The sequence below is a fragment of the Pseudomonas sp. Leaf434 genome (assembly GCF_001425545.1).
Taxonomy (GTDB): Bacteria; Pseudomonadota; Gammaproteobacteria; order Pseudomonadales; family Pseudomonadaceae; genus Aquipseudomonas; species Aquipseudomonas siliginis.
Genome location: NZ_LMQZ01000007.1, coordinates 368205 through 394662 on the forward strand (window position 1 = coordinate 368205; position 26458 = coordinate 394662).

Here is a 26458-nt window from a genome sequence, read left to right on the forward strand (position 1 = left end):
TTGCGGGTATTGTTGATCAAGACCTCATCGCTGGGCGACGTGATTCACGCGTTGCCGGCGCTGACCGATGCTGCACGCGCGATCCCGGGGATCAAGTTCGACTGGGTGGTGGAAGAGGGCTTCGCCGAGATTCCGAGCTGGCACCCGGCGGTCGATAAAGTGATTCCGGTGGCGATCCGCCGCTGGCGCAAGAATCTTTGGAAAACCATCACCAGCGGCGAGTGGAAACGCTTCAAGCAAAGCGTGCGCGCCAATAAATACGATCTGGTGATCGATGCCCAAGGCCTGCTGAAAAGTGCCTGGCTGACCCGCTACGTCAAAGCCCCGGTGGCCGGCCTCGATAAAACCTCGGCCCGCGAGCCGATGGCTGCGCGCTTCTACGATCGCAAGCTCGCCGTCGCCCGTGGTCAGCACGCCGTCGAACGCGTGCGCCAGTTGTTCGCCATTGCCTTGGGTTACGACCTGCCCAAAGGCCTCGGCGATTACGGCCTCAACGTTGAACGACTGGTCGAGTTGCCGCGCAAGAACGCCTACGTGGTGTTCCTCCACGGCACCACTTGGGACACCAAGCACTGGCCGGAAATCTACTGGCGCGAGCTGACCGAGCGGGTCGGCTACCTCGGCGTTGGCGTCAGGCTGCCATGGGGCAACCCTCAGGAAAAGGCCCGCGCCGAACGCATCGCTGCCGGCTTCAAGCACGCTGAGGTGCTGCCGAAACTCAATCTGGCTGGCGTTGGCAAAGTGCTCGCCGGCGCGCAGGCTTGCGTGGCGGTGGACACCGGGCTCGGCCATCTGGCCGCTGCGCTGGATGTGCCGACCATCTCGTTGTTCGGCCCGACCAACCCGGGCCTGACCGGCGCTTACGGCAAGCTGCAGATTCATCTGGCCAGCGACTTCCCGTGCGCGCCCTGCATGCAGAAAAAATGTACCTATCAACCGACCGCGCAGGATGCCCGTCAGTTTGACCTGAAACGCGAGCAGCCTTTGTGCTTCACGCGTGTGAACCCCGAGCGTGTCGCCAGCCGACTGAGCACGTTGTTAATGGCTGAGGAGCTGCGCTGATGCAATTGGCATTTGTCCTGTACAAATATTTCCCGTTCGGTGGCTTGCAGCGCGACTTCATGCGCATCGCTCTCGAATGCCAGAAGCGCGGCCATCAGATTCGCGTCTACACGCTGATCTGGGAAGGCGACGTGCCGCCGGGTTTCGAAGTGCTGGTGGCGCCGGTCAAGGCCTTCTTCAACCACCGTCGCAACGAAAAGCTCAGCGCGTGGATGGCAGCGGATCTGGCCAAGCGTCCGGTCGATCGCTTGATCGGCTTCAACAAGATGCCGGGCCTGGACGTCTACTACGCCGCCGACGGCTGCTTCGAAGACAAGGCGCAAAATCTGCGCAACTCGCTTTATCGCCGCTGGGGTCGCTATCGCCACTTCGCCGAGTACGAGCGCGCGGTGTTCGCCAAAGACGCGAAGACCGAAGTGCTGATGATTTCCGAAGTGCAGCAGCCGCTGTTCATCAAGTATTACGACACGCCGCTCGAGCGCTTCCACCTGCTGCCGCCGGGCATTGCCCAGGATCGTCGGCGGCCGGCGGATGCCGATGAGATTCGCGCCGGTTTCCGCGCTGAATTCAATCTCAAGGACGACGAGTTGCTGCTGGTGCAGATCGGCTCCGGCTTCAAGACCAAGGGTGTTGATCGCAGCCTCAAGGCGCTGGCCGCGCTGCCGGCCGAGTTGAGAAAACGCACCCGGCTGTTTGTAATCGGCCAGGATGACCCCAAATTGTTCCAGATGCAGAGTGCGACGCTGGGCCTGGGCGACAATGTGACCTTCCTCAAAGGGCGCAGCGATATCCCGCGTTTCCTGCTCGGTGCCGACCTGTTGATCCACCCGGCCTACAACGAAAACACCGGCACCGTGCTGCTTGAAGCACTGGTGGCCGGTTTGCCGGTGCTGGTCAGTGCGGTCTGCGGTTACGCCCATTACATCGCCGAAGCCGATGCCGGGCGAGTGCTGGACGAGCCATTCGAGCAGGCGCAGCTGACCCGATACCTGACCGAGATGTTGAGCGACGACGCTGCACGGGCGGCCTGGAGCCGCAACGGTCTGGCCTTCGCCGAGACGGCCGACCTCTACAGCATGCCGCAGCACGCGGCGGATGTGATTCTGGCGGAGCACGCTTAATGAAGTTGATGCTGGCTGAACCGTTCAAAAGCCTTTGGGCCGGACGCGACCCGTTCGCCGAAGTCGAAGGCTTGCAGGGCGAGGTGTACCGCGAGCTGGAAGCGCGCCGGACATTGCGCACGGAAGTCGACGGCAACGGGTTTTTTGTGAAAATCCACCGTGGCATCGGCTGGGGCGAGATCTTCAAGAACCTGCTGACCGCCAAGCTGCCGGTGCTCGGCGCGGGTCAGGAGTGGAAAGCCATTCAGCGTCTGCAGGAAGCCGGCGTGCCGACCATGACTGCCGTCGCCTACGGCGAGAAAGGCAGCAACCCGGCGGATCAGCATTCGTTCATCGTCACCGAAGAACTCGCGCCGACCATCAGCCTCGAAGACTTCAGCATTGACTGGGTCAAGCAGCCGCCGGAGCCAACACTCAAGCGCGCGCTGATTGCCGAAGTCGCGCGGATGACCGGGATGATGCACCGCGCCGGGGTCAATCACCGTGACTGCTACATTTGCCATTTTCTGCTGCACACCGACAAACCGGTCACACCGCAGGATTTCAAACTCTCGGTGATTGACCTGCATCGAGCCCAGACCCGCGCAAAGATCACTCAGCGCTGGCGCAACAAGGATCTGGCGGCGCTGTACTTCTCGGCGCTGGACATCGGCCTGACCCGCCGCGACAAACTGCGTTTCCTCAAAGGCTATTTCCAGCAACCGCTGCGGCAGATTCTGGCAGAAGAAGCGCCTTTGCTGAGCTGGCTGCAAGGCAAGGCCGACAAGCTCTACGAGCGTAAACAGCGTTACGGGGATGCGCTCTGATGGCGGGCTGGACACTTGAGCCGCAGTACGGCGAACTCGCCGAAGATTTCGGCAGCCTCGAAGCCGTATTTGCCTTGCAGGGCGAACGCCTGACCCGCGATCCGCTGTCGGAGGTGGTTCGGGTGCAGCGCGACGGCGTCAATTATTACGTCAAACGCTACGTCGGCGCCGGTAAGGGCCTGCGCCGTTACCTCGGCAAGCCGCGCGTAAAAATGGAATGGCAGAACCTCAAGCGCTTCGCCAAGTGGGGTATCCCCACGGCCGAGGTGGTGGCCTGGGGGCTGGAGCGGCGGGGCGCGGCCTATGATCGGGGTGCGATGATCACCCGTGAGCTGCCCAATACCGAAGACCTTTCGGCACTGGCCGAGCGCAAGGATCCCAGGCTCAAGGATCGCGCCTGGGTCGACGGTGTCAGCCAGCAATTGGCCGGTTACACCCGGACCATGCACGACCATCGGTTTACGCATAACGATTTGAAATGGCGCAATCTGCTGATCGACGATCAGGCGCGCATCTTCCTCATCGACTGCCCCAACGGCGAATTCTGGCGCGGCTTCTGGCTCAAGTACCGGATCACCAAGGACCTCGCCTGTCTCGACAAACTGGCCAAATATCACCTGTCCAACACCCAGCGCCTGCGCTTCTACAAGCAGTATCGCCAGTGTGATCGGCTCGATGTCGCCGACAAGAAGCGGATTCGCCACGTGGTGAGATTTTTTGAGGGGCGCGAATGACTGATTTTCTTGCCGAACAGGACCGCGCACTGCTGGAGCGCCACGGTCTCGGCAATTTCGATGCACTGTGGGCCAAACAGCTTGAAGCTGTGGATGAGCCCAACACTGCCGGTGGCGGCTGGAGCAGCGTGTTCCGTCTCGATCTTGAGGGCCAGGGCTATTACCTCAAGCGCCAGAGCAATTATCTGACCCGCACCTTGCAGGCGCCGTTTGGCGAGCCAAGCTTTGCCCGCGAATTTCGCAACATCAGCCGTTACCGCAAGTTGGGCATTCCGGCGTTGCAGGCGGCGTTTTTCGGTGAGCGCAAGGTCGCCGGGGAAGTGCGCGCCATTCTGCTCACCCGTGCACTGGATGGCTGGAGCGACCTGGATTCGTTGCTGGCGTGCTGGGCGCAGCTCAGTGCCGCTCAGCATTCGGCGATTCTCAAGGCTTGCGGGCTGCTGGCGCGGCGGCTGCACGGCGCGCGTCAGGTGCATGGCTGTTTCTATCCCAAACATATTTTCCTGCGCGCCACCGGCGACGGCTATGAGGCGCAGCTGATCGATCTGGAGAAAACCCGGCCGTTGCTGTTCGGCATGCGTGATCGGGTCAAGGATCTGGAACCGTTGCAACGGCGAGCGCCGCAATGGAGCGAGGCAGACTTGCGCCAGTTGCTCGCGGCTTATCTCGATCAGCCGACTGACAGCTCGCTGCTCGACAGCTGGCTGAGCCGACTGACAGCGCGGCGCAGCCACAAGGAGACCCGCTGATGCAATTGTCCGAGCTGGCCCGCTCCGGGCGCGCACCTTCACTGCCGCTTACCGTGACCCTGGCGGACGCCGCCGGTGCTGCGGATTTACAGTTGCTGAGCCTGCTGCGGGTGTTGCCCGGGCAGCGCTATGTTGGCGCCGGCGTCTGGCGCGGTCGGCCGGTATTGGCCAAATTGCTGGTAGGCAGCAAGGCCGCCCGGCATTTTCAGCGTGAGCTGGACGGTGTGCGCCTTCTCGCGGCGCAAGGCCTGACCACGCCGCTGCTGTTGGCCGATGGACTGAAAGACGGTGAGGGTGGCTGGCTGCTGTTCGAATTCCTCGAGGGTGCCGAGAGCCTCGGTGATGCCTGGGCCGAGGTCGAGTCTCTGCCGGCACTGGCCGATGAGCAGACCGCCGTTCTGGCCGAAGCGCTTGACGCTATCGGTCGGATGCATGGCAAAGGACTCTGGCAGGAGGATCTGCACCTGGACAATCTGCTGCGTCACGGCGGTCAGTTGTACCTGATCGATGGCGCCGGAGTTCGTGCGGAAGCGGCGGGCCAGCCACTGTCCCGACAAAAAGTGCTGGAAAACCTCGGGGTGTTTTTCGCTCAGCTTCCGAAGTCACTTGAGCCGTTCACCGAAGAGTTGCTGGTCTATTATCTGTTGAGCAACAGCGAACATGCTTTGCCGCTGGAGGCTCTGCAGAAACAGATCGACAAGGTGCGCAGTTGGCGGCTCAGGGACTACCTGAACAAGGTCGGCCGTGAATGCACGCTGTTTGCCGTACAGCGCGGTGCATTTGCCCTGCGCGCCGTTCGCCGTGAAGAAGCAGCGGCCATGCTGCCGGTGCTTGATCAGGCCGACGCCTTGCTTGATCAGGGGCATCTGTACAAGACCGGCGGCGCGGCCAGCGTCGGCAGAGTCGAGGTGGCCGGGCGAGCTCTGGTTATCAAGCGCTACAACATCAAGAATTTCGCCCATTGGCTCAAGCGCTTCTGGCGCCCGAGCCGGGCCTGGCATTCGTGGCGTGAAGGCAATCGCCTGGCGTTCCTGGGCATCGCCACGCCGAAACCGCTGGCGGTACTGGAAAAGCGTTTTTTGTGGCTGCGCCGCAGTGCCTATCTGGTCACCGAATACCTGCCCGGGCCGGACATCATCGAGCGCTTTGCGCCGTACGTGGAAAATGGCCAGGCACCGGAAGCCGAGTTGCTGGCGCTTGATCAATTGTTTGCCCGATTGATCGCCGAGCGCATCAGTCATGGCGACTTCAAAGGCCACAACCTATTCTGGCAGACTGATCGCTGGGCGCTGATCGACCTCGACTCCATGTGTCAGCACTCATCGGTCGGCAGTTTTGCCCCAGCTTACGCCCGCGATCGCGCGCGGTTCATGCGCAACTGGCCTGAAAGCAGCGCGTTGTACCAGGTCATTGATCAGCGGTTGCCGAAAGAAGTCTCCAGCGCAGGGTGATTCCTTCTCACGAGCAGACTCGTTCTTGCAAAGGACCTGGTCCACTGCGAAACGGAGTCTGTGGGCAGTAGCGGACAAAATACAGCGATCTGTCCTACAACTTCTCCAGAAGCCATGAACTGTGCCCTGCTCGGGCTCGATGCTAATTTGCCTGACGATCTCGGAGGGCGAATCTTGAGCATGAAAAAAATTCTGATGCTGGGCGTAATTTCTGTGGTGCTCTCAGGCTGTGGCAGTGTCTCGACCGTTTTACAGGGCGACGCCGATGCTGCCCGTGACCTGCGCAAAAAGAAGACCTACTGCCAATCGATTCCGCGCATCTACAGTGGTCTGGCCTTCGATTTTTGCACTCTGAATGCGCCGCCTGATCCTACGGGCATGCTGGCGCCCTTTGTGTTGCTTGATCTTCCGCTGTCCGCCGTGTTCGATACCGTTTCCTTGCCCTATACGATTTACCGGCAAATCGAGGATGGCAATCTCAGTATCTATTGGCGTCCCAATCGCGGGTGACGTTGTGCAGTTTTCTCGTTTTGAAAATCGGGGCGAGGTGCGCGAGGTTCTTGAAGGCGTAGAGCCTCAGCTCTGGCGCTCGGCTTCTGTCTTGAAACTTTGTACGATTTTTTATCTGAGAAGGGTCAGCACCGCGCATCAACACATGTGATTTTTGAACGCCGAGGAAAGCGGGAAGATAACGAGTTGGAGCTAGAGTTTCGCAGAATGTGCGGTGGTGCCAATCGAATGGGCGTGCAACTGCCGTTCGAAATAGTCTTCGCCACAAAGCAGGTCAATTCCACCGGCTTACAGCTGGCTGATCTTGTTGCGAGACCCATTGGTATGAGTGTTTTGAGAGCGGGTCAGGAAAATCGCGCTTTCGAGGTGCTCAAACGCAAGTTTTATTGCAGCGGTGGGCGCATAAACGCTGGAGAAGGTTTCGAAAATTGGGGCTTGAAGATTTTCCCGCCTCCAAAAAGCGAAAAGCCCCGGTGATCTCACCGAGGCGTTAGCGCCGACCGGGATCCCCCAGTCCATTTGAGTTGGAGTCTATTGCGACGTCCAAAGCCTGTCAACGTGGCGACTGCCTGTTCCTGCTAGAGGCTTGCGGGCGCTTTTACGCTATAATCCCGCCCTTTAGCTGCCGCTCGCCCTGTGCGAGGGCACATCAATTTTCAAGGCGCATCGCGCCTGCATGCAGACTAAAGAGGCTAGACCCCTGTGGCATTGACGATTCTTGGCCTGTCCGGCGCCCTTAGCCATGATCCTTCCGCAGCCTTGTACATCGACGGCAAGCTGGTCGCGGCGGCTGAGGAAGAGCGCTTCGTACGCGATAAACATGCAAAGAACCGCATGCCCTACGAATCGGCGAAATTCTGCCTCGAGCAAGCCGGCATCAAACCGTCCGACGTTGATGTGGTGGCGATTCCTTTCGCTCCGATCAGCCTGTTCGGCAAGGCCCGCTGGCACTACGCCAAGCGCTACTGGTATGCCCCTGATCGCGCACTCGATGCCATCCTGATGGGCAACCGTCGCTACAAGCGCTATCGCAACAAGATCGTCTGGTGCCTCGAGCAACTGGGCTTTGATCCGAAGAAAATCAAGATCGAGCCGGTCGAGCATCACCTCGCACACGCCTCCAGCGCCTATCACTGCTCGGGTTTCAAAGAGAAAACCGCGATCCTCGGCATCGACGGTAAAGGTGAATACGCCACGACCTTTTTCGGTTATGGCGAAAACGGCAAGATCCACAAGATCAAGGAATTCTTCGACCCGGATTCCCTCGGTGGTTTGTACGGTGCGATCACTGAATTCCTCGGTTTCGAGATGCTCGACGGCGAATTCAAGGTCATGGGCATGGCGCCATACGGCGATGCCAGCAAGTACGATTTCTCGCGTCTGGCCTCGTTCGAGAATGGCGAACTGGTGATCAACACCGACTACGCCAACGTGATCGGCCTGCGTCGCTATAAAGAGAAGGGCAAGGGTTTCTACTTCTCGCCGAAGCTGATCGAGTGGCTGGGTCCGAAGCGTGAAGGCGACATCGCCGATGAACCTTACATTCACTACGCCGCGAGCATGCAAGCGCTGTTCGAGAAGCTGGCGTTGCAGATGATCGACTACTACTTGGGCGACGTGCTCAAGGAAACCGGCAAACTGGCTTTCGCTGGTGGCTGTGCGTTGAACGTCAAGCTGAACCAGAAAATCATCGCTCGCGACGACATCAAAGAGCTGTTCGTACAACCGGCGTCCGGCGATGCCGGCACCGCAGTCGGCGCTGCTGCTTACGTGTCGCACGCCCGTGGCGTGCCGGTCGAGAAGATGGAACACGTCTACCTCGGCCCGTCTTATAGCAACGAAGACGTGATTGCTGCGTGTGCCCGCCACGAGAACAAGCCGACCTGGCGCAAGCTCGACAACATGCCGGAGCAGATCGCTCAGATCATGGTCGATGGCAATCCGGTCGCCTGGTTCCAGGGCCGTATGGAGTTCGGCCCGCGCGCGTTGGGTGGTCGTTCGATCATCGGTTGCCCGAGCGTGGCCGGTGTCGCCGACCGCATCAATCATCAGATCAAGTTCCGCGAGCGCTGGAGGCCTTTCTGCCCGTCGATGCTCGACACAGTCGCTCCACAGATGATCAAGATCGATCACCCGGCGCCGTTCATGACCTTCACCTTCGAAGTCGCCGAAGAATGGAAAACCCGCGTGCCGGAAGTCGTTCATGAGGACGGTACTTCCCGTGCCCAGGTGCTCAAGCGCGAATACAACCCGCGCTACTACGACATGATGAAGGCGCTGGAAAACCTCACCGGTAACGGCGTGTCGCTGAACACTTCGCTCAACCGTCGTGGCGAACCGATGATCTGCTCGCCGACCGACGCGCTGAACATGTTTTTCGGCTCGGACCTGCAGTACCTGATCATGGAAGACATTCTGGTGGTCAAAGAGGGCGCCAACGCTTATGACTCGCTCGGCTGAACGCCATGTGCTGCAGTTCTGTCACGGCTATGACGGGCCGTTCCTGGACTGCGCGCGGCAGTACGCCAGCCTGTTTGCCGGCACCGGCTATCGGGTGACCACGGTGTTTCTGACCGGGGCCGCCGATAGCGAGGTGGCCGCAGCGTGTGCTTCCGATGAAGTGTTGTTCATGGAGTACAGCTCCAAGGCCATTCGTGGCCTGAAACTGGGGGCTATCGGCGATCTGCGCAAGATCGTCGCCTCACGCAATTTCAGTCTTTGCATCGCCCATCGCTTCAAGCCGATCTATATCGCCTTGCTCGGCACATCGCTGCCGGTCATTGGTGTGCACCACGCGTTCGGCGATTACCAGCGTGGGACGCGCAAGTTGTTCGCGCATATTTTCCGCCAGCGCCTGAGCCTTCTCGGCGTGTCGGATGCAGTGCGTGACGACATGCGGCGCTGCCTGCCGAAATGGCCGGCAAGCCGAATCCAGACGTTGTACAACCGCATCGATGTGCCTGCACTGCAAGCCCGTCAGGTACCTTCCGAAGAAGCGCGGCAGATCCTCGGGCTGTCGCCGGATGCCTGGATTGTCGGTAACGTCGGCCGCCTGCACCCGGACAAGGATCAGGCCACGTTGCTGCGCGGGTTTGCCCAGGCGCTGCCAGGCCTGCCGGACCACAGTCAGTTGGTCATTCTCGGCAGTGGTCGCCTGGAGCAGGATCTCAAGGGGCTGGCCCGTGAGCTGGGCATTGCCGACCGAGTGCTGTTTCTCGGTCAGGTGCCTGATGCGCGCAATTATTTCCGCGCCTTCGATGTGTTCGCCTTGAGCTCCGATCATGAACCGTTCGGCATGGTCTTGCTGGAGGCCATGGCCGCCGGCTTACCGTTGCTGGCCACCGCGTGCGGCGGGGCGAAGGAAGTGGTGGAGGGTGTGGGCATCCTGTTTCCATTGGGCGATGCCGAACATCTGGCTCAGGGGCTGCAACATCTGGCCGCGATGGATGAGCCGCAGCGTCGTCAATGTGCGCAGATGATGCTCGAGCGACTGCATGAGCGTTTCTCCGACCGTGCGGTGCGCGAGACCTTCTGGCGCCTGCCGCCAGTTACCGATCTGGCAACGAGGGGCTGATGCTCAACCGATTTCAAGGCTGGCGCGAACGTGGCTGGTCGCCCGTTGACGCCTCGACCTACGCCACTGCCTGGCAACGTTATGGCGGCAGTGTCGCGACACATCCGCTGGTCATCGAGCGCCTGGCCGACTTGGCCGGGATCCCGGTGCGTTATCTGGCCTGGCAGCAGCAGGGCGAGGTTGAAGCCGCCATCGCTACCTGGGGACGCGACCTGGCGTTGTCCAAGGACGTGCTCAAACGCAACGGCAAGAAAGGCCTGTTCGACCTCGGCAATGCCGAGCTGATTCTGCCGGCCGCCGTCGATGCTCAGGCACCGCTGCGGCATCGGGCGCGCTATCTGTCGGCACTCAACGAAGGCCGTTTCAGTGGCCTGAAGTTGCAGGCTGAACAACTGGCCATGGCCCGCACGCCGGAAGAATTGTCGAAAAAGTTCCGCTACAACCAGCGTCGCGAATTGCGTCTGCTGGAAGAAGCGGGCGGTGTGGTGCGAGCGGTCAGCGAGTTTTCCAGCGTTGAGCTGGCCGCGATGTACTGCGATCTGTTTCAGCGCCGCTGGGGCTTTCCGGCGACCGGCGCGGCGCGCATGGCCGAGGTCATCGAGTTGCTGCGCGAGCTGTTGATCGGCTCGGTCATTTTCCTCAACGATGCGCCGATTGCGATTCAATTGGTCTACCGCGTTGAGGCGGCAGAATGGATCAGTGTCGAATACGTGAATGGCGGCGTGGATCCCGAAACCCGCGAGTTCAGCCCCGGCAGCGTGCTGAGCTTTCTCAATACGCAAAGCGCCTGGGAACACGCACGGGCACTCGGCAAGCCGTTGCGTTTTTCGTTCGGTCGCGCTGACCGTGAATACAAGGACCGCTGGTGCAACCCTGTGCCGGTGTTCACCGTATGAGTCAGACCATGAGCCGCAAACAGCAATTGCTCAGACGCCATCGACGCAACAAGCGCGTGGCCATGTTGGTCGCGCTGGCCGCCATCATCGCGCTGAGCGTGCTGGTCGCCTGGTGGCTGGCGCCGGTGTTGCTGATTGGCGGCTGGATCGCCCATGAGGCGTGGTTTGCCGATCATCTTTTCTACGCGCCCGGCGACGATTACCAATACAGCTTCCCGGCGTATACGCCGCAGCCTAAGGTGCATCTGAACGGCGAGCAGTTGCGTCTGGATGAAGGGGTGATGCTGGCTGACGAAGCCGTGCTGATTCTGGCTGTAAAGGTCAAAAGCACTTGGCTGGGACGTTTTCTTGACCCTTTCATCGAGTTGTCGGGTGGCGCCAATCCTGACGTGCAGACCTTTGAACGCGGTGTCGGCGGCCTGCGCTATCTGAACCTGAGCGGTCAGGCGCAAGCGTTGTCCGAAGGCGTGTTGCGCCTGCGTGGACGCTTCTGTCGTATATCGGGAGAACCGGTACTGTGGGCGCTGGAACACGCTGATTATCGTCGCCAGCGGGTCATGGTCATTGCCCCTCACGCCGACGATGCGGAGCTGGCGGCGTTCGGGTTGTACTGTCAGGCCGATGAAGCCTGGATCGTCACCCTGACCGCTGGCGAAATCGAGGCCGAACATTATCAGCAGATGTGCATGAGCAAGGTCGACGCCGCGCGGCTGAAGGGACGTTTGCGCGCTTGGGACAGCCTGACCGTGCCGCAATGGGCCGGTGTCCCCCAGGAACGCTGCGTGCAGTTGGGGTATTTCTGTCTGCAACTGGCAGCGATGCGCGACCACCCGGAGCAACCGGTGGGCTCGCGCGAGGCGGATTTGAGCGATACCCGTCTGTTCCGTCAATTCAACCGGTTTGTTCTGCCAAGTGACGCCGATGGCGCGCCGACCTGGAACAATCTGCTGGCTGATCTGCGCGAAACAATGCTGCGCGCGCGTCCGGACGTTATCGTGCTGCCGCATCCGACGCTGGACCCGCACCCCGACCACATCTGTGCGCAGCAGGCTGTACTTGAAGTGTTGGGGGGGCTGGACTGGCAGCCGACGCTGCTCGGTTATGCCAACCATCTGCACGATAACGACCGGTGGCCGATGGGCAATAGTGGCGATGGCGTGGCGCTGCCGCCAGCCTTTGATGCTGGCGTGCCGGTGCAGCCTGTATGCCTGACGTTGTCCGTGGATCAGCAGCGTGACAAGGCAATGGCCCTGGGCATGATGCATGACCTGCAGCCGCCCGCGCCGTTCAAGCGTCGCTTGCGTCGAAGCCTGCAGCGATTGCTGGCTGGGCGCGCCGGTTCGCCTTATGGCGAAAACGAATTTTTCCGCAAGGCGGTTCGGCGACACGAACTGTTCTGGCGTTTGTAGCGACACAGGCGCCCGCGCAAGACTGTCTTGCAGGCGGGCATGTTCAGGTTTGCTCGGGTTGCTGTTGCGGCAAGGAAGACAATGAAAGTTCTATTTCTGGTGCAGAAAGATCAGCGGGCCATCCTCGATCACTTGTATGAGGGTGTCGCCGCCCATTGTGATTGCGACCTGCGCTGGTTGAGCGGCGAGGAGCAGCGCAATCTGCGGCGATATTTCCGCCGCGAAGTCGACGTTTCCCGCTATGACCGCATCGTATTTTTCCTGCGCTTCAAGCAGGAGATCCGGCAGGTCGGGTTTATCCGCACCATCCCCAATCTGGTGATTCTGGAGCACGATGCCTATCAGAATTACATCCCCTGCAAGTACACCGGCAAGTTCAGTGCGCACTATCGGCGTTTGCCGTGGGCACGGGTGATCAGTTCCGGTTTCGTGGTGGCCGAGCGCCTGCGCTCGGAGGGCTTCGACGCCGTGTTCGTGCCCAAGGGCTACGATCAGACGCAATTGCAGGACCAGGGGCGCGAGCGGGATATCGAACTCGCCTTCGTCGGCAGCACCAACAGTGTGGCCTACAGTGGCCGCAAGGCGCTGCTGGATGAACTGGGCCAGGTCGAGCCGCTGCTGGTGACGCGGACCAAGTCCGGGGCTGAATACCTGGAAACGCTCAACCGTATCCGTTTTTTTGTCAGCGCGGACGTGGGCATGGGCGAGTTCATGATCAAGAACTTCGAAGCCATGGCTTGCGGCTGCGTCCTGCTGGCCTATGATCAAGGCGCCGCCGAAGCTGCGGCGCTGGGTTTGCAGGACATGCACAACGTGGTGTTCTATCAGACGATCGCGCAGTTGCAGGAAAAGCTGGCCACGCTGCGCGAGGATCCGCAACTGGCGCAACGCATCGCTGACAACGGTCGCGAACTGGCGGTGGAGCAGTTCAGCTTCGCGCGGATCGGTCAGCGCATCGTTGAAGAACTTGAGCCGCCGTTGCGTGATCGGGCGCCGCTGAGCCTGCTGGAAAAAATCCGCCTGAAAGCGGGCATTTGACAAGTGTCATATAGCCAGTGATATTGCTGGCGACTTCTGATTAACGAGATATCGGTGCAATTTTCCAAAGAAAGCCAGATTACATTGGTGGTTACCAGCTGCGGTCGACTCGATCTGCTCAAGGCCACTCTCGATAGCTTCGACCGGTACAACACGGCACCCATTCGTGAAGTGTTCATCACCGAAGATGCCGGCGACGAAGGCGTTGCCGGGATTCTGCCCGCCCACTGGAAAGAGCATTGCACGGTTTTCGTCAATCGTCCGAAGCTGGGCCAGTTGGCTTCGATCGACCTGGCCTACGGACACGTCAGCACCCCCTACATTTTTCATTGCGAAGATGATTGGGAGTTCTATCGTCCGGGGTTCGTCGAAGACTCGATGACCATTCTGCAAGCGCGGCCGGAAATTCTGCAGATCTGGTTGCGCAGCTATAATCACGATCTGCGGGTTCACAGCCCATACATCCACTTGGGCGCGCGCGAGATTGTCGATGGCGTCGCCTGTTATCCGCTGATTTCCGACAAGCCGGAGTGGCAAGGGTTCTCGCTGAACCCGGGGTTGCGCCGGCTCGAGGATTATCGGTTGTGTGCGCCTTTCGCCGGACACGGTGGCGAGAAGGCCTTGTCACAGCGCTACTCGCAACTGAACAGGGAGGCCTTGATACTCGAGGCAGACGCGGTCATGCACACCGGTTTTGGTCTGCATGTGCAAACGGATGTCGAGCGTGAACGCAAAGCGCGCCGCAATCGCCGCGAGCAGATTAAATTTGCCTTGTTTCTGTTGCTGGGAGTCTGCATTGGCTGGTTCATCAACTGAGTTCGAGTACGCCGCAGCTTGTCCCCGCAAATCCGTGCAACGGCTTTCTGCCCGATGAATATTCTCAATATCATGTGGGCCGGTGGCGCTCCGTTCGCATCAATTCACAAAGTGCACCAGCAAATACTCTCTCAGGCTGCGCCGTCGGCGGTGGTCAAGACCTGGCTGCTCCAGGGGCAGGGAGCCGAGTGCGGCGTGGATGTCGGTGAGGTGCGTGAGTGGCAGTTATCGTCAGCGCGCCTGAAGGGCCGGCATTTCTGGCGTTTGGCCAAACCCGTGATGCGGGCGAGGTTTCGCCAGGCGCTCGTGGACAGTGACGCTCGATTGCTGCTGCTGGACGGCATGGGCGTTGCCCGCACGTTATTGCCGGTCCTCAAGAAGCTGCCGCATATCCGCGCGGTAGTGATTTTCCACGGTTCGGCGCGATTGAATGCCGGCGACCAGGCTCTATTCCAGGCAATCCCTGCGTCCCAGCTGAAACTGGTTGCCGTTTCCAGCACTCTCGCCGATTCACTGGCCCGCGATCTGCAAATGCCTGTCACCCCGTTGCGAAGTGCGTTCGATCCGGAAGCGTTTCGTGCTGACCTGTTCACCCGCGAGCAAGCCCGGACACGGTTGGGGTTGCCGCAAGGCGATACGCCGGTATTGGGCGCGGTAGGGCGGCTGGTCTCCGAGAAGGGGTTCGGTTATTTGCTGGATGCCTTTGCCGCAGCACTCGACAGCCGCCCGGACTTGCGCCTGGTCATTATCGGCGAAGGCTCCAAACGCGCGGCGCTGGAGCAGCGCATCGACGCGCTTGGCTTGCACGACAAGGTCTTGCTGACCGGGCATCTGAACGAAGCAGCGCAGCTTTATCGTGCGTTCGACTGGGTTGCGATCCCTTCGCTGGAAGAGGGCCTCGGTCTGGTCATGCAGGAAGCGGTGATGGCCGGCGTACCGGTGTTGTGCAGCGATCTGGAGGTGTTCAGCGAACAACTGGGCAGCGCTGGCTGGTATGCCCCGGTCAATGACACAAAGGCCTGGTCCGAGACCATCGACCGCGCCTTCGGTGCCTCATCTCAAGCGATCAATGCCGAGCAGTACCGGATGCTTTCACCGGACGAGGCCTGGGCGAACTTCAGCCAGGCTGCCCGCGCATTGTTTTCATGACGACAAGACCGCGCGCTCAAGTGCCTGCATCGGAAAGCTGTCGTTCAGCTTTTCGCGCGCAATATAGCGTGCGAAGTGTTGCAGGTTGCGTTTGATCAAGCGCTTTGGCAACGGTCCGCGGGTGAAGCGCATGTCGGCGACATCGATCAGGCCCATGCGGTTGTCTGGTGTGACCACGATGTTGCCAAGATGCAGGGAGCGGAAATAGATGCCCGAGCGGTGCAGGCTGCGTATCAGTTCGGCCAGATCCGGCAATGCCTGAGTCCAGTTGAAACCTTGTTTTGCGGCGATCTGGCGCAGCGTTTGCCCGGGCAGAGGCTCATACAGCACGGCGGTCATGCCTGGTTTCTCAAGGCGAAAGAACTGGAGGATCTGCAGCGTCGGTACGCCGAGTTTGTGCAGCTCGACGGCGTTGTCGATGAATCGCTTCGAGTAGGGGCGAAACAAGGCGGATGAAAAAAACCTTTTGCGACGAAACAGTTTGAGAATTTTCCCATCCTGCAGCAGGTAGACTTTCGGGCCATAGCTGTCCGCTTCCAGAACTTTGGCGGCGTCGATCATTTGGTCTAGAGCGGCTTGTGAGAGCCGGGAGCATCGCATCGTAGGAAGCCTTGTCGAAAGTGCGGGGTGTAGTAGCGGGCAATGATGCCGAAAAGTTTCGATTTTAACCATGCCGCGTCGCATGGGCGAACCCTTGTCAGGAGCAGATTGATGCAGGAAACACGCTGGGCGCAACTATGGATGGCGATGGGGCTCTTGTGGTTTTTACTGGCTATTGCCGTAGCGCCCACCAACAAGGTCTACCAGCAGGGGCTGGTGGCTCTCGTCTGGTTGCCGGCGCTAGTGCTGGGCTGGGCTGCGCGGCACCGCGTCAGAGAAGTGCTCCATGAACAACGCTGGATCTACCTGCCATTGCTCGGATTGCTGGTCTGGTCGCTGATCAGTCTGGCATGGACAAACGCACCGGAAACGGGGCGCGAGGCCAAGCGTCTGTTGTATATCGTGGTGTTCCTGCTGTTTTTTCCGGTGTTCGCCAGCGGACGCCCCGAGCGATTGATTCGTCTCATGCAGTGGGGCGGGCTGGGATTGGCAGTAACTGCGCTGGTGGCCATCGTCAGGTTTTACGTCATCGAAGGTAACGCCTGGTCTGCCCGGGTGGAAGGGCTGGGTGAGCTGGCGCATCCGATCCTCGGCGGCTATGTCATCGGCCTGGCGGCGGTGTGGCTGGCCCTGTGGGCGCCGCGTGGCGTGATGTGGCAAGGGGTCTGGACACTGGCGTTGGCGGTGCTGGGTATCTTTGTACTGATGAGTCAGAGTCGAGGCGCGGCGCTGGCGTTGTTTCTGACCATCCTGGCCATGCCGATCTGGTGTCGTGACCGCCACAGCCGAATCGTCGCAGCCGTGGCCCTGGTGGTGGCGATTGTGGCGCTGTGGCTGTTCGAACCGTTGGTGCTGGCGCGCGGAGTTTCCTTTCGTCCGCAGATTCTGATGGCCTCTCTGGATATGATTGCCCAACATCCCTGGGGTGGGTTGGGCCTGGGTGGGGACTACAGGGTTTTCTGGTCGGGCATGACCTTCGATCACGCCCACAATCTGTTCACCCACGTTGCGATCGTGCTGGGTCTGCCGGGACTGCTGTTGTGGTCTGCCGTCTGGTTCGCCGTTATTTTCCAGGCGTGGAAAGTTCGGGAAACGCTGTATGCCCGGGGGATCATCGGTATCTGGCTGTTCTCGACACTGGCGATGCAGTTCGACGCTGCCAGCCTCACCGGCACCCCGCGCGCCGAGTGGTTCATCAGCTGGCTGCCGTTGGGGCTTGCCAGCGTTTTGGTATGGGCGCGGGCCAATGGCGGCGCTTGTGATAAAATTTCGCGTTCTTCTTAACCAGTGAGCTCTACGATGACTGACGCACCGCCCAAAGCGGAACAGGAATCCAGCCTGAAAATCTACTTTCGGCTGTTGGGGTACGTAAAACCCTATATCGGTCTTTTCCTGCTGAGTATCGTGGGCTTCGTGATCTTTGCTTCCACGCAACCAATGCTGGCCGGGATTCTCAAGTATTTTGTCGATGGCCTGAGCAACCCGGAAGCGGTGCTCTTCCCCAACGTTCCCTATCTGCGAGACGTGCAATTGCTGATGGCTGTGCCGTTGCTGATCATCCTGATCGCAGCGTGGCAAGGCCTCGGCTCGTTTCTCGGCAACTATTACCTGGCGAGAGTTTCGTTGGGGCTGGTGCATGACCTGCGTATCGAACTGTTCAACAAGCTGTTGGTACTGCCCAATCGCTATTTCGATACCCATAACTCGGGTCATCTGATCTCGCGCATCACCTTCAACGTGACCATGGTCACCGGTGCCGCCACAGATGCCATCAAAGTGGTGATCCGCGAAGGCCTGACCGTGGTTTTCCTGTTCGCCTATCTGCTGTGGATGAACTGGAAACTGACTCTGGTGATGCTGGCCATTCTGCCGGTGATCGCGTTCATGGTCGGCAACACCAGCAAGAAATTCCGCAAGCAGAGCAAGAAGATTCAAGTGGCCATGGGCGACGTCACCCATGTGGCTTCCGAAACCATTCAAGGCTATCGCGTCGTGCGCAGTTTTGGTGGCGAAGCTTATGAGCAGCAGCGTTTTGCGGCGGCCAGCCAGAGCAACACCGACAAACAGTTGCGCATGACCAAGACCGGCGCGGTGTATACGCCGATGCTGCAGCTGGTGATCTACACCGCCATGGCCGTACTGATGTTCCTCGTACTGTTCCTGCGCGGTGATGCAACGGCCGGTGATCTGGTTGCCTACATCACGGCTGCCGGGTTGCTGCCCAAACCGATCCGGCAATTGTCTGAAGTCAGCTCGACCATCCAGAAAGGCGTGGCCGGCGCCGAAAGCATTTTCGAGCAACTCGATGTTGAACCGGAAATCGACACCGGTACGATCGAGCGTGATCGGGTCAGTGGCCATCTGGCGGTGAACAACCTCAGCTTCACTTACCCGGGCACTGAACGGGAAGTGCTGAAAAACATCAGCTTCACCGCTTCGCCAGGTCAGATGATCGCCTTGGTTGGGCGTTCCGGCAGCGGCAAATCGACGCTGGCCAGTCTCATTCCGCGCTTCTATCACCACGAGACCGGCGAAATCCTGCTCGATGATGTCGAAATCGAGGACTATCGTCTGCGCAATCTGCGTCGCCATGTAGCGCAAGTGACCCAGCACGTGACGCTGTTCAACGACACCATCGCCAACAACATCGCTTACGGCGATCTGGCAGGCGCGCCTCGCGAAGATATCGAGAAAGCCGCCAGGGATGCATTTGCCATGGACTTCATCGCGCAGATGCCTCAAGGCCTGGATACCCAGGTCGGCGAGAACGGTGTGCTGTTGTCTGGCGGACAGCGTCAGCGCCTGGCGATTGCCCGGGCCTTGCTGAAAAACGCCCCGCTGCTGATCCTCGACGAAGCGACGTCGGCCCTTGATACCGAGTCCGAGCGGCACATTCAGGCGGCACTCGACCATGTCATGAAAGGCCGCACCACGCTGGTGATTGCCCACCGTTTGTCGACCATCGAGAAGGCCGATCTGATCCTCGTCATGGATCAGGGCGAGATCGTCGAACGCGGCACTCATGCCCAACTGCTTGCTCATAATGGCTACTACGCGCGTCTGCATGCGATGGGGCTGGATGCCCCGGCTGAAGACATTGCCTGATCTGCAGATGAGGGTGGGCCAGCCTCACCCTCGTGTATTCCCGGCGCGCGCGATCCTGTTAATATCGCGCCCCTGTTCATTTTGTATGTGGGTTGCTCCATGAAATTGTCGATGCCGCGATTCGATCAAGCCCCTGTCTTGGTGGTCGGCGATGTCATGCTCGACCGTTACTGGCATGGCGGAACCTCACGGATCTCCCCTGAGGCACCGGTGCCGGTGGTCAAGGTCGAGCAGATCGAAGATCGCCCGGGCGGTGCCGCCAACGTGGCGCTGAACATTGCCGCGCTGGGTGCACCGGCATCGCTGGTGGGCGTGACCGGCGATGACGAAGCCGCCGACAGCCTGAGCAACAGTCTCAAGGGCGCGGGCGTGCGCGCCTTGTTTCAGCGCATCGCGCACCAGCCGACCATCGTCAAGCTGCGGGTCATGAGCCGGCACCAGCAGTTGCTGCGTATCGATTTCGAAGAAGTGTTCGCCACCGATGCTCTGGCACTGGCCGCGCAGGTTGACGGGTTGCTTGAAGGCATCAAGGTGCTGGTGTTGTCGGATTACGGTAAAGGCGCACTGAAAAATCACCAGGCCCTGATCCAGGCCGCCCGTGCCAAAGGTATACCGGTATTGGCTGATCCGAAGGGCAAGGACTTTTCGATCTACCGCGGTGCCAGCCTGATCACACCGAATCTCAGCGAGTTCGAAACCATCGTCGGTGGTTGCGCCGATGAGCACGAACTGGTGAGCAAGGGCGCCGTCCTGATGCAGGAGCTCGACCTCGGCGCGCTGCTGGTGACCCGTGGTGAACACGGCATGACCTTGCTGCGTCCGGATCATCCGGCGTTGCATCTGCCGGCCCGCGCCCGCGAAGTGTTCGACGTGACCGGTGCCGGCGATACGGTGATTTCGACCCTGGCCGCGGCCATTGCCGCAGGCGAAGAACTGCCGCACGCCGTGGCGCTGGCCAATCTGGCAGCAGGCATCGTCGTCGGCAAGTTGGGTACCGCCGCGATCAGCGCCCCGGAACTGCGCCGCGCCATTCAGCGCGAAGAAGGTTCGGAGCGAGGCGTGCTGGGACTTGAGCAGCTGCTGCTGGCGGTTGACGATGCCCGTGCGCACAACGAGCGGATTGTCTTCACCAATGGCTGCTTCGATATCCTGCATGCCGGCCACGTGACCTATCTGGAACAGGCCCGCGCTCAGGGCGACCGTCTGATCGTGGCGGTCAACGATGACGCCTCGGTCAGCCGCCTGAAAGGCCCGGGCCGGCCGATCAACAGCGTGGATCGCCGCATGGCGGTACTCGCCGGTCTCGGCGCGGTGGACTGGGTGATCAGTTTCTCTGAAGGCACACCGGAAAACCTGCTGCGCGAGGTCAAGCCGGACGTGCTGGTCAAGGGCGGCGATTACGGTATCGATCAGGTGGTCGGCGCGGATATCGTTACCGCTTACGGCGGTACCGTGAAAGTTTTGGGTCTGGTGGAAAACAGCTCGACGACAGCGATCGTGGAAAAGATCCGCGGCCAATAAGATCAAAAGATCGCAGCCTGCGGCAGCTCCTACAGGGGAATACATTCCAATGCAGGAGCCGTCGAAGGCTGCGATTTTTTGCTTTCAGGAATTCACTTTCTTGCGCGGTACGATTTTCTTCAGCAGCTGCCTGGCCTTGCCGCGCAGGCGTGCCAGTCCAGTGGCTTTCTCCGCTGGCGTCAGGCCCTGTTGGCGCAACCAGTCTTTCCAGCGAATCCGCTCATCGCGCACCAACCAGCCATCCTGTCGCGCGAAGCTTTCGGCCAGATACAGACCGCGCGTACTCGCCGGATACAGTTGATCCTTTTTCAGGGTGTACAACTCAGGCAGCGGCTGACCGTCGTGCAATGGCATCAAGTACAGGTCTGGCCGTTTGCGATCGAGTCGCGCCACCAGTTGATCGCCTTCCAGACGCTCGTCGACATGAAACAGGCTCAAGGACTTCGCCTCCTTGGGCACGTCCAGGCGCAAGTCATAGATCAATTGCAGGGACGCCGTCGGCAGATGCACGTACGCCCTTGGTCGCTCCAGCAATTGCAGGTTGGCGCAGCGCACCGGACGCGCCGAACCGGACAACGGCGTCAGGCGAAACGGCAACGCCTCACGGTAATGCAGCGCAGCGGAGTAGGGCGCCGGCAACCAAGTCTCGTTGAAGCGCCCGCCGAGCCAGCCTTCCGGGGTTTCCAGCAGGCACTCTTCGGCAATCTCCTGAATCGCCGTGTGCAGCGGAATGTTCAGCTCATGGGCCGGCACGTAGCCGGAAATCAGCTTCAATACCACGTCGCCGCGATCCTGCCGACGCTGGCGCACCAGCACCCAGTAATCGCGATTCTGCCAGTGCAGGGTCAGGCGCACGGACACGCCGAGGTTGGCCAGCTCCAGGGCAAAGCGCTCGCTGTCGGCAACACTGACCGGTTTGCGCCGTTGCAGGGTCTGGGCGAAGTTCAGCGGCATGCCGACGCTCTGATAGCTCAGGCCTTCGGGCGTGGCTTCGACGAACAGCGGCAGTGTCTTGAAGTTGCTCGGGTTCTTGCGGATGAGCGTGCGCGGCATATCGGCTCCTGGCTTAAGGCCGCGGGGCGGCGTCAGTGACTACGCAGGACCTGGGCAACGGTCGCTACGTTATGGGCGAGGTGCAGCGGATTGATCGTGCCGACAATAGCACTGGCAACGCCGGGATGAGTGAACAGCAACTCGAAGCTGGCGCGCACCGGATCGACTCCCGGACTCAGACAGACATGACCGCTGGCCAGGGCTTTTTTCACCAGAATGGCTTTGCCGTGGGCAGCAGCATAGTCAATGACCGCCTTTTCGTTTTGTTCGTTCAGATTGTAGGTGACCATCGCGCAGTCGCCTTGCTCCAGCGCTTTCAAGCCGCCTTCGACGGTTTTGCCGGAAAACCCGAAGCCGCGAATCTTGCCCTCGGCCTTCAGCGCCGCGAGGGTGGCGTAGACCTCTTCGTGCTCGAGGATGGCCATGTCGTTGCCGTCCGAGTGCACGAGGAGCAGATCGATAAAATCCGTTTCCAGACGTTGCAGGCTGCGCTCGACCGACATTCGCGTGTGCGCGGCGCTGAAATCGTGACGCGACAGGCCATCGGCAAACTCTTCACCGACCTTGCTGACGATCACCCAGTCCTGACGCTGACCGCGCAGCAGCGGGCCGAGGCGTTCTTCGCTGCGCCCATAGGCCGGTGCGGTGTCGATCAGGTTGATGCCCAGATCGCGCGCCTGGCGCAGCAGCATGCGCGCTTCGTCATCGCCGGGAATCTGAAAGCCGTTGGGGTATTTCACCCCTTGATCGCGGCCGAGTTTGACCGTGCCCAGGCCCAGCGGCGAAACCGTCAGGCCGGTGCTACCCAGTGGGCGATGAAGTTCGTGCAGAGTGGCGATGCTCATGGCAGCAGTTGCTCCCACGCGGGTACACCTAGCGGTGGTTTCGGCAGCGGCGGCAGCGGATCAGTCGCCTGCGGCTGGATGCCGTCGCGTTGCAGCGAGGCGATAACGCGGTCGGCGAAGTCCGGCGCCAGTGCCAGTTTGGTCGGCCAGCCGACGAGCAAGCGACCTTCCTCGGCGAGGAATGCGTTGTCCGGACGGGTCAGGCCGGTTTGCAGCGGCTCCGCGCGGTCGACGCGCAGGGTGGCCCATTGCGTGGTGCTGAGGTCGATCCACGGCAGCAATTGGGCGATTTCCTTTTGCGCGGTGGCGATCTGTTCGGCTGGTTCGCGGGCCACGCCTTCGCTTTCGGCGATGTCGCCGCCCATGTACCAGACCCACTGGCCATCAGCCGCCGGATGCGTGGTCACGGTGATGCGCGGCTTGGTGCCGCCGCCCAGGCAGTGCGCGTACAGCGGTTTCAAACCGGGGCCCTTGGCGAGGATCATGTGCAGGGGGCGGCGCTGCATGGCCGGACGGCTCAGGCCCAGGGCTTCAAGCAGTTCGGCCGTGCCGGCGCCGGCGCTGAGGACGATGCGCTGGGCGCGGATCTCACGGCCATCGACTTTCAGGCCGACCAGCACGCCGGCTTCCAGCAACGGTTCGATGACCTGCCCGGCGAGCAGACCGTCACCGGCCAGCTCGGCCAGGCGCTGGATCAGGCTCGGGACATCCACTACCAGTTCGGCGAGGCGATAGACCTTGCCCTTGAAACGCTTGTCTTGCAGGGCCAGCGGCAGTTCATCGCCCTTGACCTGATCGACCCGGCCACGCACGGCTTTGCTGGCGAAGAAACTGGTCAGGTTGCCGGCCAAAGTGCCTGGCGACCACAGGTAATGGGCTTCGGACAGCAGACGTACGCCGGACAGATCCAGCTCACCATTACCGGCCAGCGCCTCGCGCCAGCGGCGCGGCATGTCGGCGATGGCTTCCGAGGCCCCGGTCAGCGCGCCGTGCAGCGCGTACTTGGCGCCGCCGTGGATGATGCCCTGGGACTTCACGCTCTGCCCGCCACCGAGGCTGGCGCTTTCCACCAGCACGGTCGAGAAACCCTGACCGCGCAGGCGCGCATTCAGCCAGAGGCCGGCGACACCAGCGCCGACAATCAGAACGTCGGTGGAAATAACGGATGGCATGCAGCGACCTCAGTGCTCAAGACGAGGGCGCAGTATACAGACTCGGGAAAGGGGCGGATTTGTCGATGATCAACATGCCGAACATATGGGCCAATGTGGGAGCGAGCCTGCTCGCGAAGAGGGAATGCCAGTCGACATATGTGTTGACTGATGTACCGCATTCGCGAGCAGGCTCGCTCCCACAGGGGATTGTGTCTGGCAGTTAATGGCCGGCGGTTTTCGAGAACAATTGAATCACCACCACGCCCAGCACGATCAACGCCATCCCCAGCATCGCCGGGATATCCAGCTTCTGCCCATAGATAAACAGTGCCGCCACGCTGACCATCACAATGCCCATACCGGCCCAGACCGCGTAGGCTACGCCGACCGGAACGGTGCGCACCACCAGCGTCAGCATCCAGAACGCAATCGCATAGCCGACGATCACCAGTACCAATGGCAGCGGCGTGCTGAAGCCTCTGACGGCTTTCATCGACACGGTGGCGATCACTTCGGCGCAGATGGCAATGGCCAGGTAGGCGTAGGCGTTCATGTTCAAATCCTCAATGTGAAACGTTGCTTGCTGAGGCGGCATTTTAGAGATTCGCCAGATGGGGTAAAGTCATTACCTATCTGTTTTGAAGATGGGTTGGTGGCTCAGCATGCAATGGAATCTCGAGCAGTTGCGGGTATTTGTCGACGTTGCAGAACAGCGTTCGTTCTCCGCCGTGGCGCGTCGACAACGCAAGGCGCAGTCGGCGATCAGCAGCGCTGTTGCGATGCTCGAAGAGGATTTGCGCGTGAGCCTGTTCGAGCGCAGCAGTGGCCGTCAGCCCCGTCTCACCGAGGCGGGCGAGGCGTTGCTGGAAGAAGCCCGCGAAGTATTGCGCCAGTGCGAGCGCCTCAACGGCCGCGCCATGGCCATGCTGCGCGGCCAGGAGGCGCAGTTGCGGGTGGCCCAGGACGAGGCGATGCCCTATCAGGCGCTGGTGGAAAGTTTCGGCGAACTGGCCGAGCAGTTTCCCAGCCTGGAAGTGCAACTGACCAGCGCCGCCCAAGGCGAAGTCGCGCGCAAACTGGTCGAACGTCGCGCCGACCTCGGCCTGCTGTTCTATCACGATGAAATCCCCGAAGCCCTTGAGCGCCGCGTACTGGGTCGAGTGGAAATGGTCACGGTCTGTGGCGTCAATCATCCGCTGGCGCAGCATTCCTATGTGACCTGCCAGCAACTGGCGCAGCACCGGCAATTGCTGATGTCGACGCAGACCAGCGTCTATCCCGGCAACGAGCCGGCCAGCCCACAGGTGTGGCGCGCCGACAGCTTTTACGTAATGTCCGAATGGCTGGTGCGCGATCTCGGCTGGGCTTGGTTGCCGCGCCACGTTGTGCAGTACTCGGCGTATCAAGGCCAGATGATTGAGCTCGACAGCGAATGGACGCCGCCAGCGCTGGTGGTGGAACTGGTCTGGCGCCGCGACGAACCGCTCGGCCCGGCCGCGCGCTGGCTGGCGGAACGTTTTGCTGTGCACTTGCGGGCGATCGGCGACAAAAGCCGATAAACTCCGCCGCCATGAATAGAACTCTCTACACCGCGTTGTTTTACCTGGGGCTGCCATTGGTGGCGATTCGGCTGTGGCTGCGCGCGCGCAAGGCGCCGGCGTATGCCAAACGCATTGGCGAGCGCTTTACTTATGGCATGCCGACGTTGCAGCCCGGTGGCATCTGGGTGCACGCGGTGTCGGTGGGCGAAAGCATTGCCGCCGCGCCGATGATCCGCGCGCTGCTGGAACGCTATCCGACGCTGCCGATCACCGTGACCTGCATGACCCCGACCGGTTCGGAGCGGATTCAGGCACTGTTTTCCAACGAGCCGCACATTCAACACTGCTATCTGCCGTATGACTTGCCTTGTGCGGCGGCGCGTTTTCTTGATCGCGTACAGCCCAGGCTTGCAGTGATCATGGAGACCGAGCTGTGGCCTAACCATATTCATCAATGTGCCAAGCGCGGGATTCCGGTGGCGTTGGCCAATGGGCGGTTGTCGCAGCGTTCCGCCAAAGGCTATGGCCGCTTCAGCAAACTCACTGCGCCGATGCTCGCCGAGATGAGTTTGCTGGCCGTGCAGACCGCAGCCGAGGCCCAGCGCTTCCGCGATCTTGGCGCACGTCCGGAAACTGTCGAGGTCACCGGTTCGATCAAGTTCGACCTGACCATCGACCCGCAACTGTTGCAGCGTGCAGCCGAACTGCGCAGCCGGTGGCAGGCGCAGGATCGCCCGGTATGGATCGCTGCGAGCACCCACGAAGGCGAAGACGAAGTGGTGCTCGACGCCCATCGTCGTTTGCTGGGCAGTCATCCCGATGCGTTGCTGATTCTGGTGCCGCGTCATCCCGAGCGTTTCAATTCGGTGTTCGACCTGTGCCAGCGCGAAGGTTTCGCCACGGTACGTCGCTCGACCGGGGCCAATGTCGATGCGCAGACGAGCGTGCTGCTTGGCGACACCATGGGCGAGTTGCTGTTTCTCTATGCCCTGGCCGACAGCGCATTTGTCGGCGGCAGTCTGGTGCCGAACGGCGGGCACAACCTGCTCGAACCCGCCGCGCTGGCGAAACCGGTACTCAGCGGCCCGCACCTGTTCAACTTCCTCGACATCGCCGCGCAATTGCGCGAAGCCGGGGCATTGGCCGAAGTGGATGATGCCGAAGGCCTCGCAGTCGAGGTGCAGCGCTTGTTCGAACTGCCGCGTGATGCGCAGCGCATGGCGGAGGCCGGGCTGGCGGTGATGCGGCGCAATCAGGGCGCGTTGCAGCGGCTGCTGGATAGCTTGGGCAGATTGATCAAGTAAGCAAAAAGATCGCAGCCTTC

General features: G+C 60.8%; 24 protein-coding genes and 1 pseudogene. 20 read left to right on the forward strand and 5 right to left on the reverse strand.

From position 1 onward, the window contains the following. From rfaC to ASG55_RS13810, 15 genes and pseudogenes are all read left to right on the forward strand, one after another. Positions 1–1062, forward strand: a complete 1062-nt coding sequence (gene rfaC / locus ASG55_RS13740; protein WP_056787468.1) for a lipopolysaccharide heptosyltransferase RfaC — start codon at positions 1–3, stop codon at positions 1060–1062. After that, positions 1062–2183 carry a glycosyltransferase family 4 protein gene (locus ASG55_RS13745; RefSeq protein ID WP_041477621.1) on the forward strand — a complete coding sequence of 374 codons (1122 nt, stop codon included), beginning with the start codon at positions 1062–1064 and terminating at the stop codon, positions 2181–2183. Before rfaC ends, ASG55_RS13745 begins: the two co-directional genes overlap by 1 nt. Continuing rightward, positions 2183–2989: a lipopolysaccharide core heptose(I) kinase RfaP gene (gene rfaP / locus ASG55_RS13750; RefSeq protein WP_056787471.1), complete on the forward strand. Its 807-nt coding sequence runs from the start codon at positions 2183–2185 to the stop codon at positions 2987–2989. Before ASG55_RS13745 ends, rfaP begins: the two co-directional genes overlap by 1 nt. After that, complete coding sequence (locus ASG55_RS13755) at positions 2989–3723, forward strand: lipopolysaccharide kinase InaA family protein (protein WP_041477623.1); 735 nt, start codon at positions 2989–2991, stop codon at positions 3721–3723. The genes rfaP and ASG55_RS13755 overlap by 1 nt, the downstream gene beginning before the upstream one ends. Further along, positions 3720–4472 carry a lipopolysaccharide kinase InaA family protein gene (locus ASG55_RS13760; RefSeq protein WP_056787474.1) on the forward strand — a complete coding sequence of 251 codons (753 nt, stop codon included), beginning with the start codon at positions 3720–3722 and terminating at the stop codon, positions 4470–4472. The genes ASG55_RS13755 and ASG55_RS13760 overlap by 4 nt, the downstream gene beginning before the upstream one ends. After that, positions 4472–5923 (forward strand): lipopolysaccharide kinase InaA family protein, encoded by a 1452-nt coding sequence (locus ASG55_RS13765; protein WP_056787477.1) that lies wholly within the window; start codon positions 4472–4474, stop codon positions 5921–5923. Before ASG55_RS13760 ends, ASG55_RS13765 begins: the two co-directional genes overlap by 1 nt. Positions 5924–6103: 180 nt before the next feature. After that, on the forward strand, positions 6104–6433 hold the full coding sequence (locus ASG55_RS13770) for a YceK/YidQ family lipoprotein (RefSeq protein ID WP_371915143.1): 330 nt from the start codon (positions 6104–6106) through the stop codon (positions 6431–6433). 72 nt (positions 6434–6505) lie between these two features. Further along, positions 6506–6910: pseudogene (locus ASG55_RS13775) on the forward strand (DUF3800 domain-containing protein); the annotation flags it as partial. Positions 6911–7135: 225 nt separating this feature from the next. Next, positions 7136–8893, forward strand: a complete 1758-nt coding sequence (locus ASG55_RS13780) for a carbamoyltransferase family protein (RefSeq protein WP_056787479.1) — start codon at positions 7136–7138, stop codon at positions 8891–8893. Continuing rightward, complete coding sequence (locus ASG55_RS13785; RefSeq protein WP_056787481.1) at positions 8877–10007, forward strand: glycosyltransferase; 1131 nt, start codon at positions 8877–8879, stop codon at positions 10005–10007. The genes ASG55_RS13780 and ASG55_RS13785 overlap by 17 nt, the downstream gene beginning before the upstream one ends. After that, a complete protein-coding gene (locus ASG55_RS13790) occupies positions 10007–10903 on the forward strand; it encodes an antimicrobial resistance protein Mig-14 (RefSeq protein ID WP_056787483.1) in 897 nt (298 codons plus the stop codon). The genes ASG55_RS13785 and ASG55_RS13790 overlap by 1 nt, the downstream gene beginning before the upstream one ends. 8 nt (positions 10904–10911) lie before the next feature. Continuing rightward, complete coding sequence (locus tag ASG55_RS13795) at positions 10912–12312, forward strand: PIG-L deacetylase family protein (protein WP_056787815.1); 1401 nt, start codon at positions 10912–10914, stop codon at positions 12310–12312. Between the two features lie 81 nt (positions 12313–12393). Then, positions 12394–13350 carry a glycosyltransferase gene (locus tag ASG55_RS13800; protein ID WP_056787486.1) on the forward strand — a complete coding sequence of 319 codons (957 nt, stop codon included), beginning with the start codon at positions 12394–12396 and terminating at the stop codon, positions 13348–13350. A gap of 54 nt (positions 13351–13404) precedes the next feature. Beyond that, on the forward strand, positions 13405–14166 hold the full coding sequence (locus tag ASG55_RS13805; RefSeq protein WP_056787489.1) for a hypothetical protein: 762 nt from the start codon (positions 13405–13407) through the stop codon (positions 14164–14166). 54 nt (positions 14167–14220) lie between these two features. Then, positions 14221–15315 carry a glycosyltransferase family 4 protein gene (locus tag ASG55_RS13810; protein WP_056787491.1) on the forward strand — a complete coding sequence of 365 codons (1095 nt, stop codon included), beginning with the start codon at positions 14221–14223 and terminating at the stop codon, positions 15313–15315. Here the strand turns inward: ASG55_RS13810 and ASG55_RS13815 are convergent. Then, a complete protein-coding gene (locus ASG55_RS13815) occupies positions 15310–15876 on the reverse strand; it encodes a lipopolysaccharide kinase InaA family protein (RefSeq protein ID WP_224787295.1) in 567 nt (188 codons plus the stop codon). The two genes, ASG55_RS13810 and ASG55_RS13815, sit on opposite strands and share 6 nt — an antisense overlap. A 150-nt stretch (positions 15877–16026) precedes the next feature. On the opposite strand from ASG55_RS13815, the gene ASG55_RS13820 reads away from it, so the two are divergent. From ASG55_RS13820 to hldE, 3 genes are all read left to right on the forward strand, one after another. Further along, the gene (locus ASG55_RS13820) at positions 16027–17199 is read left to right on the forward strand and encodes an O-antigen ligase family protein (RefSeq protein ID WP_056787494.1); all 1173 of its coding nucleotides are present in this window, start codon (positions 16027–16029) and stop codon (positions 17197–17199) included. Positions 17200–17214: 15 nt separating this feature from the next. Next, on the forward strand, positions 17215–19020 hold the full coding sequence (gene msbA, locus ASG55_RS13825) for a lipid A export permease/ATP-binding protein MsbA (RefSeq protein ID WP_016771984.1): 1806 nt from the start codon (positions 17215–17217) through the stop codon (positions 19018–19020). A 99-nt stretch (positions 19021–19119) separates the two neighbouring features. Beyond that, positions 19120–20541 (forward strand): bifunctional D-glycero-beta-D-manno-heptose-7-phosphate kinase/D-glycero-beta-D-manno-heptose 1-phosphate adenylyltransferase HldE, encoded by a 1422-nt coding sequence (hldE, locus tag ASG55_RS13830; protein WP_041477636.1) that lies wholly within the window; start codon positions 19120–19122, stop codon positions 20539–20541. Positions 20542–20625: 84 nt separating this feature from the next. Here hldE and ASG55_RS13835 read toward each other — a convergent pair whose 3' ends face one another. From ASG55_RS13835 to ASG55_RS13850, 4 genes are all read right to left on the reverse strand, one after another. Further along, the gene (locus ASG55_RS13835) at positions 20626–21594 is read right to left on the reverse strand and encodes a hypothetical protein (protein ID WP_056787497.1); all 969 of its coding nucleotides are present in this window, start codon (positions 21592–21594) and stop codon (positions 20626–20628) included. A gap of 32 nt (positions 21595–21626) precedes the next feature. Beyond that, the gene (locus ASG55_RS13840; protein WP_056787501.1) at positions 21627–22439 is read right to left on the reverse strand and encodes an aldo/keto reductase; all 813 of its coding nucleotides are present in this window, start codon (positions 22437–22439) and stop codon (positions 21627–21629) included. Then, positions 22436–23611 carry an NAD(P)/FAD-dependent oxidoreductase gene (locus ASG55_RS13845; protein WP_056787503.1) on the reverse strand — a complete coding sequence of 392 codons (1176 nt, stop codon included), beginning with the start codon at positions 23609–23611 and terminating at the stop codon, positions 22436–22438. Before ASG55_RS13845 ends, ASG55_RS13840 begins: the two co-directional genes overlap by 4 nt. A 202-nt stretch (positions 23612–23813) precedes the next feature. After that, positions 23814–24146, reverse strand: coding sequence for a DMT family transporter (locus ASG55_RS13850; protein ID WP_056787506.1), 333 nt, complete (start codon positions 24144–24146; stop codon positions 23814–23816). A gap of 109 nt (positions 24147–24255) precedes the next feature. Here ASG55_RS13850 and ASG55_RS13855 point away from each other — a divergent pair, with 109 nt between their 5' ends. Continuing rightward, a complete protein-coding gene (locus ASG55_RS13855) occupies positions 24256–25152 on the forward strand; it encodes a LysR family transcriptional regulator (protein WP_056787818.1) in 897 nt (298 codons plus the stop codon). An 11-nt stretch (positions 25153–25163) separates the two neighbouring features. Then, the gene (gene waaA / locus ASG55_RS13860) at positions 25164–26438 is read left to right on the forward strand and encodes a lipid IV(A) 3-deoxy-D-manno-octulosonic acid transferase (RefSeq protein ID WP_056787509.1); all 1275 of its coding nucleotides are present in this window, start codon (positions 25164–25166) and stop codon (positions 26436–26438) included. Positions 26439–26458 lie beyond the last annotated feature (20 nt).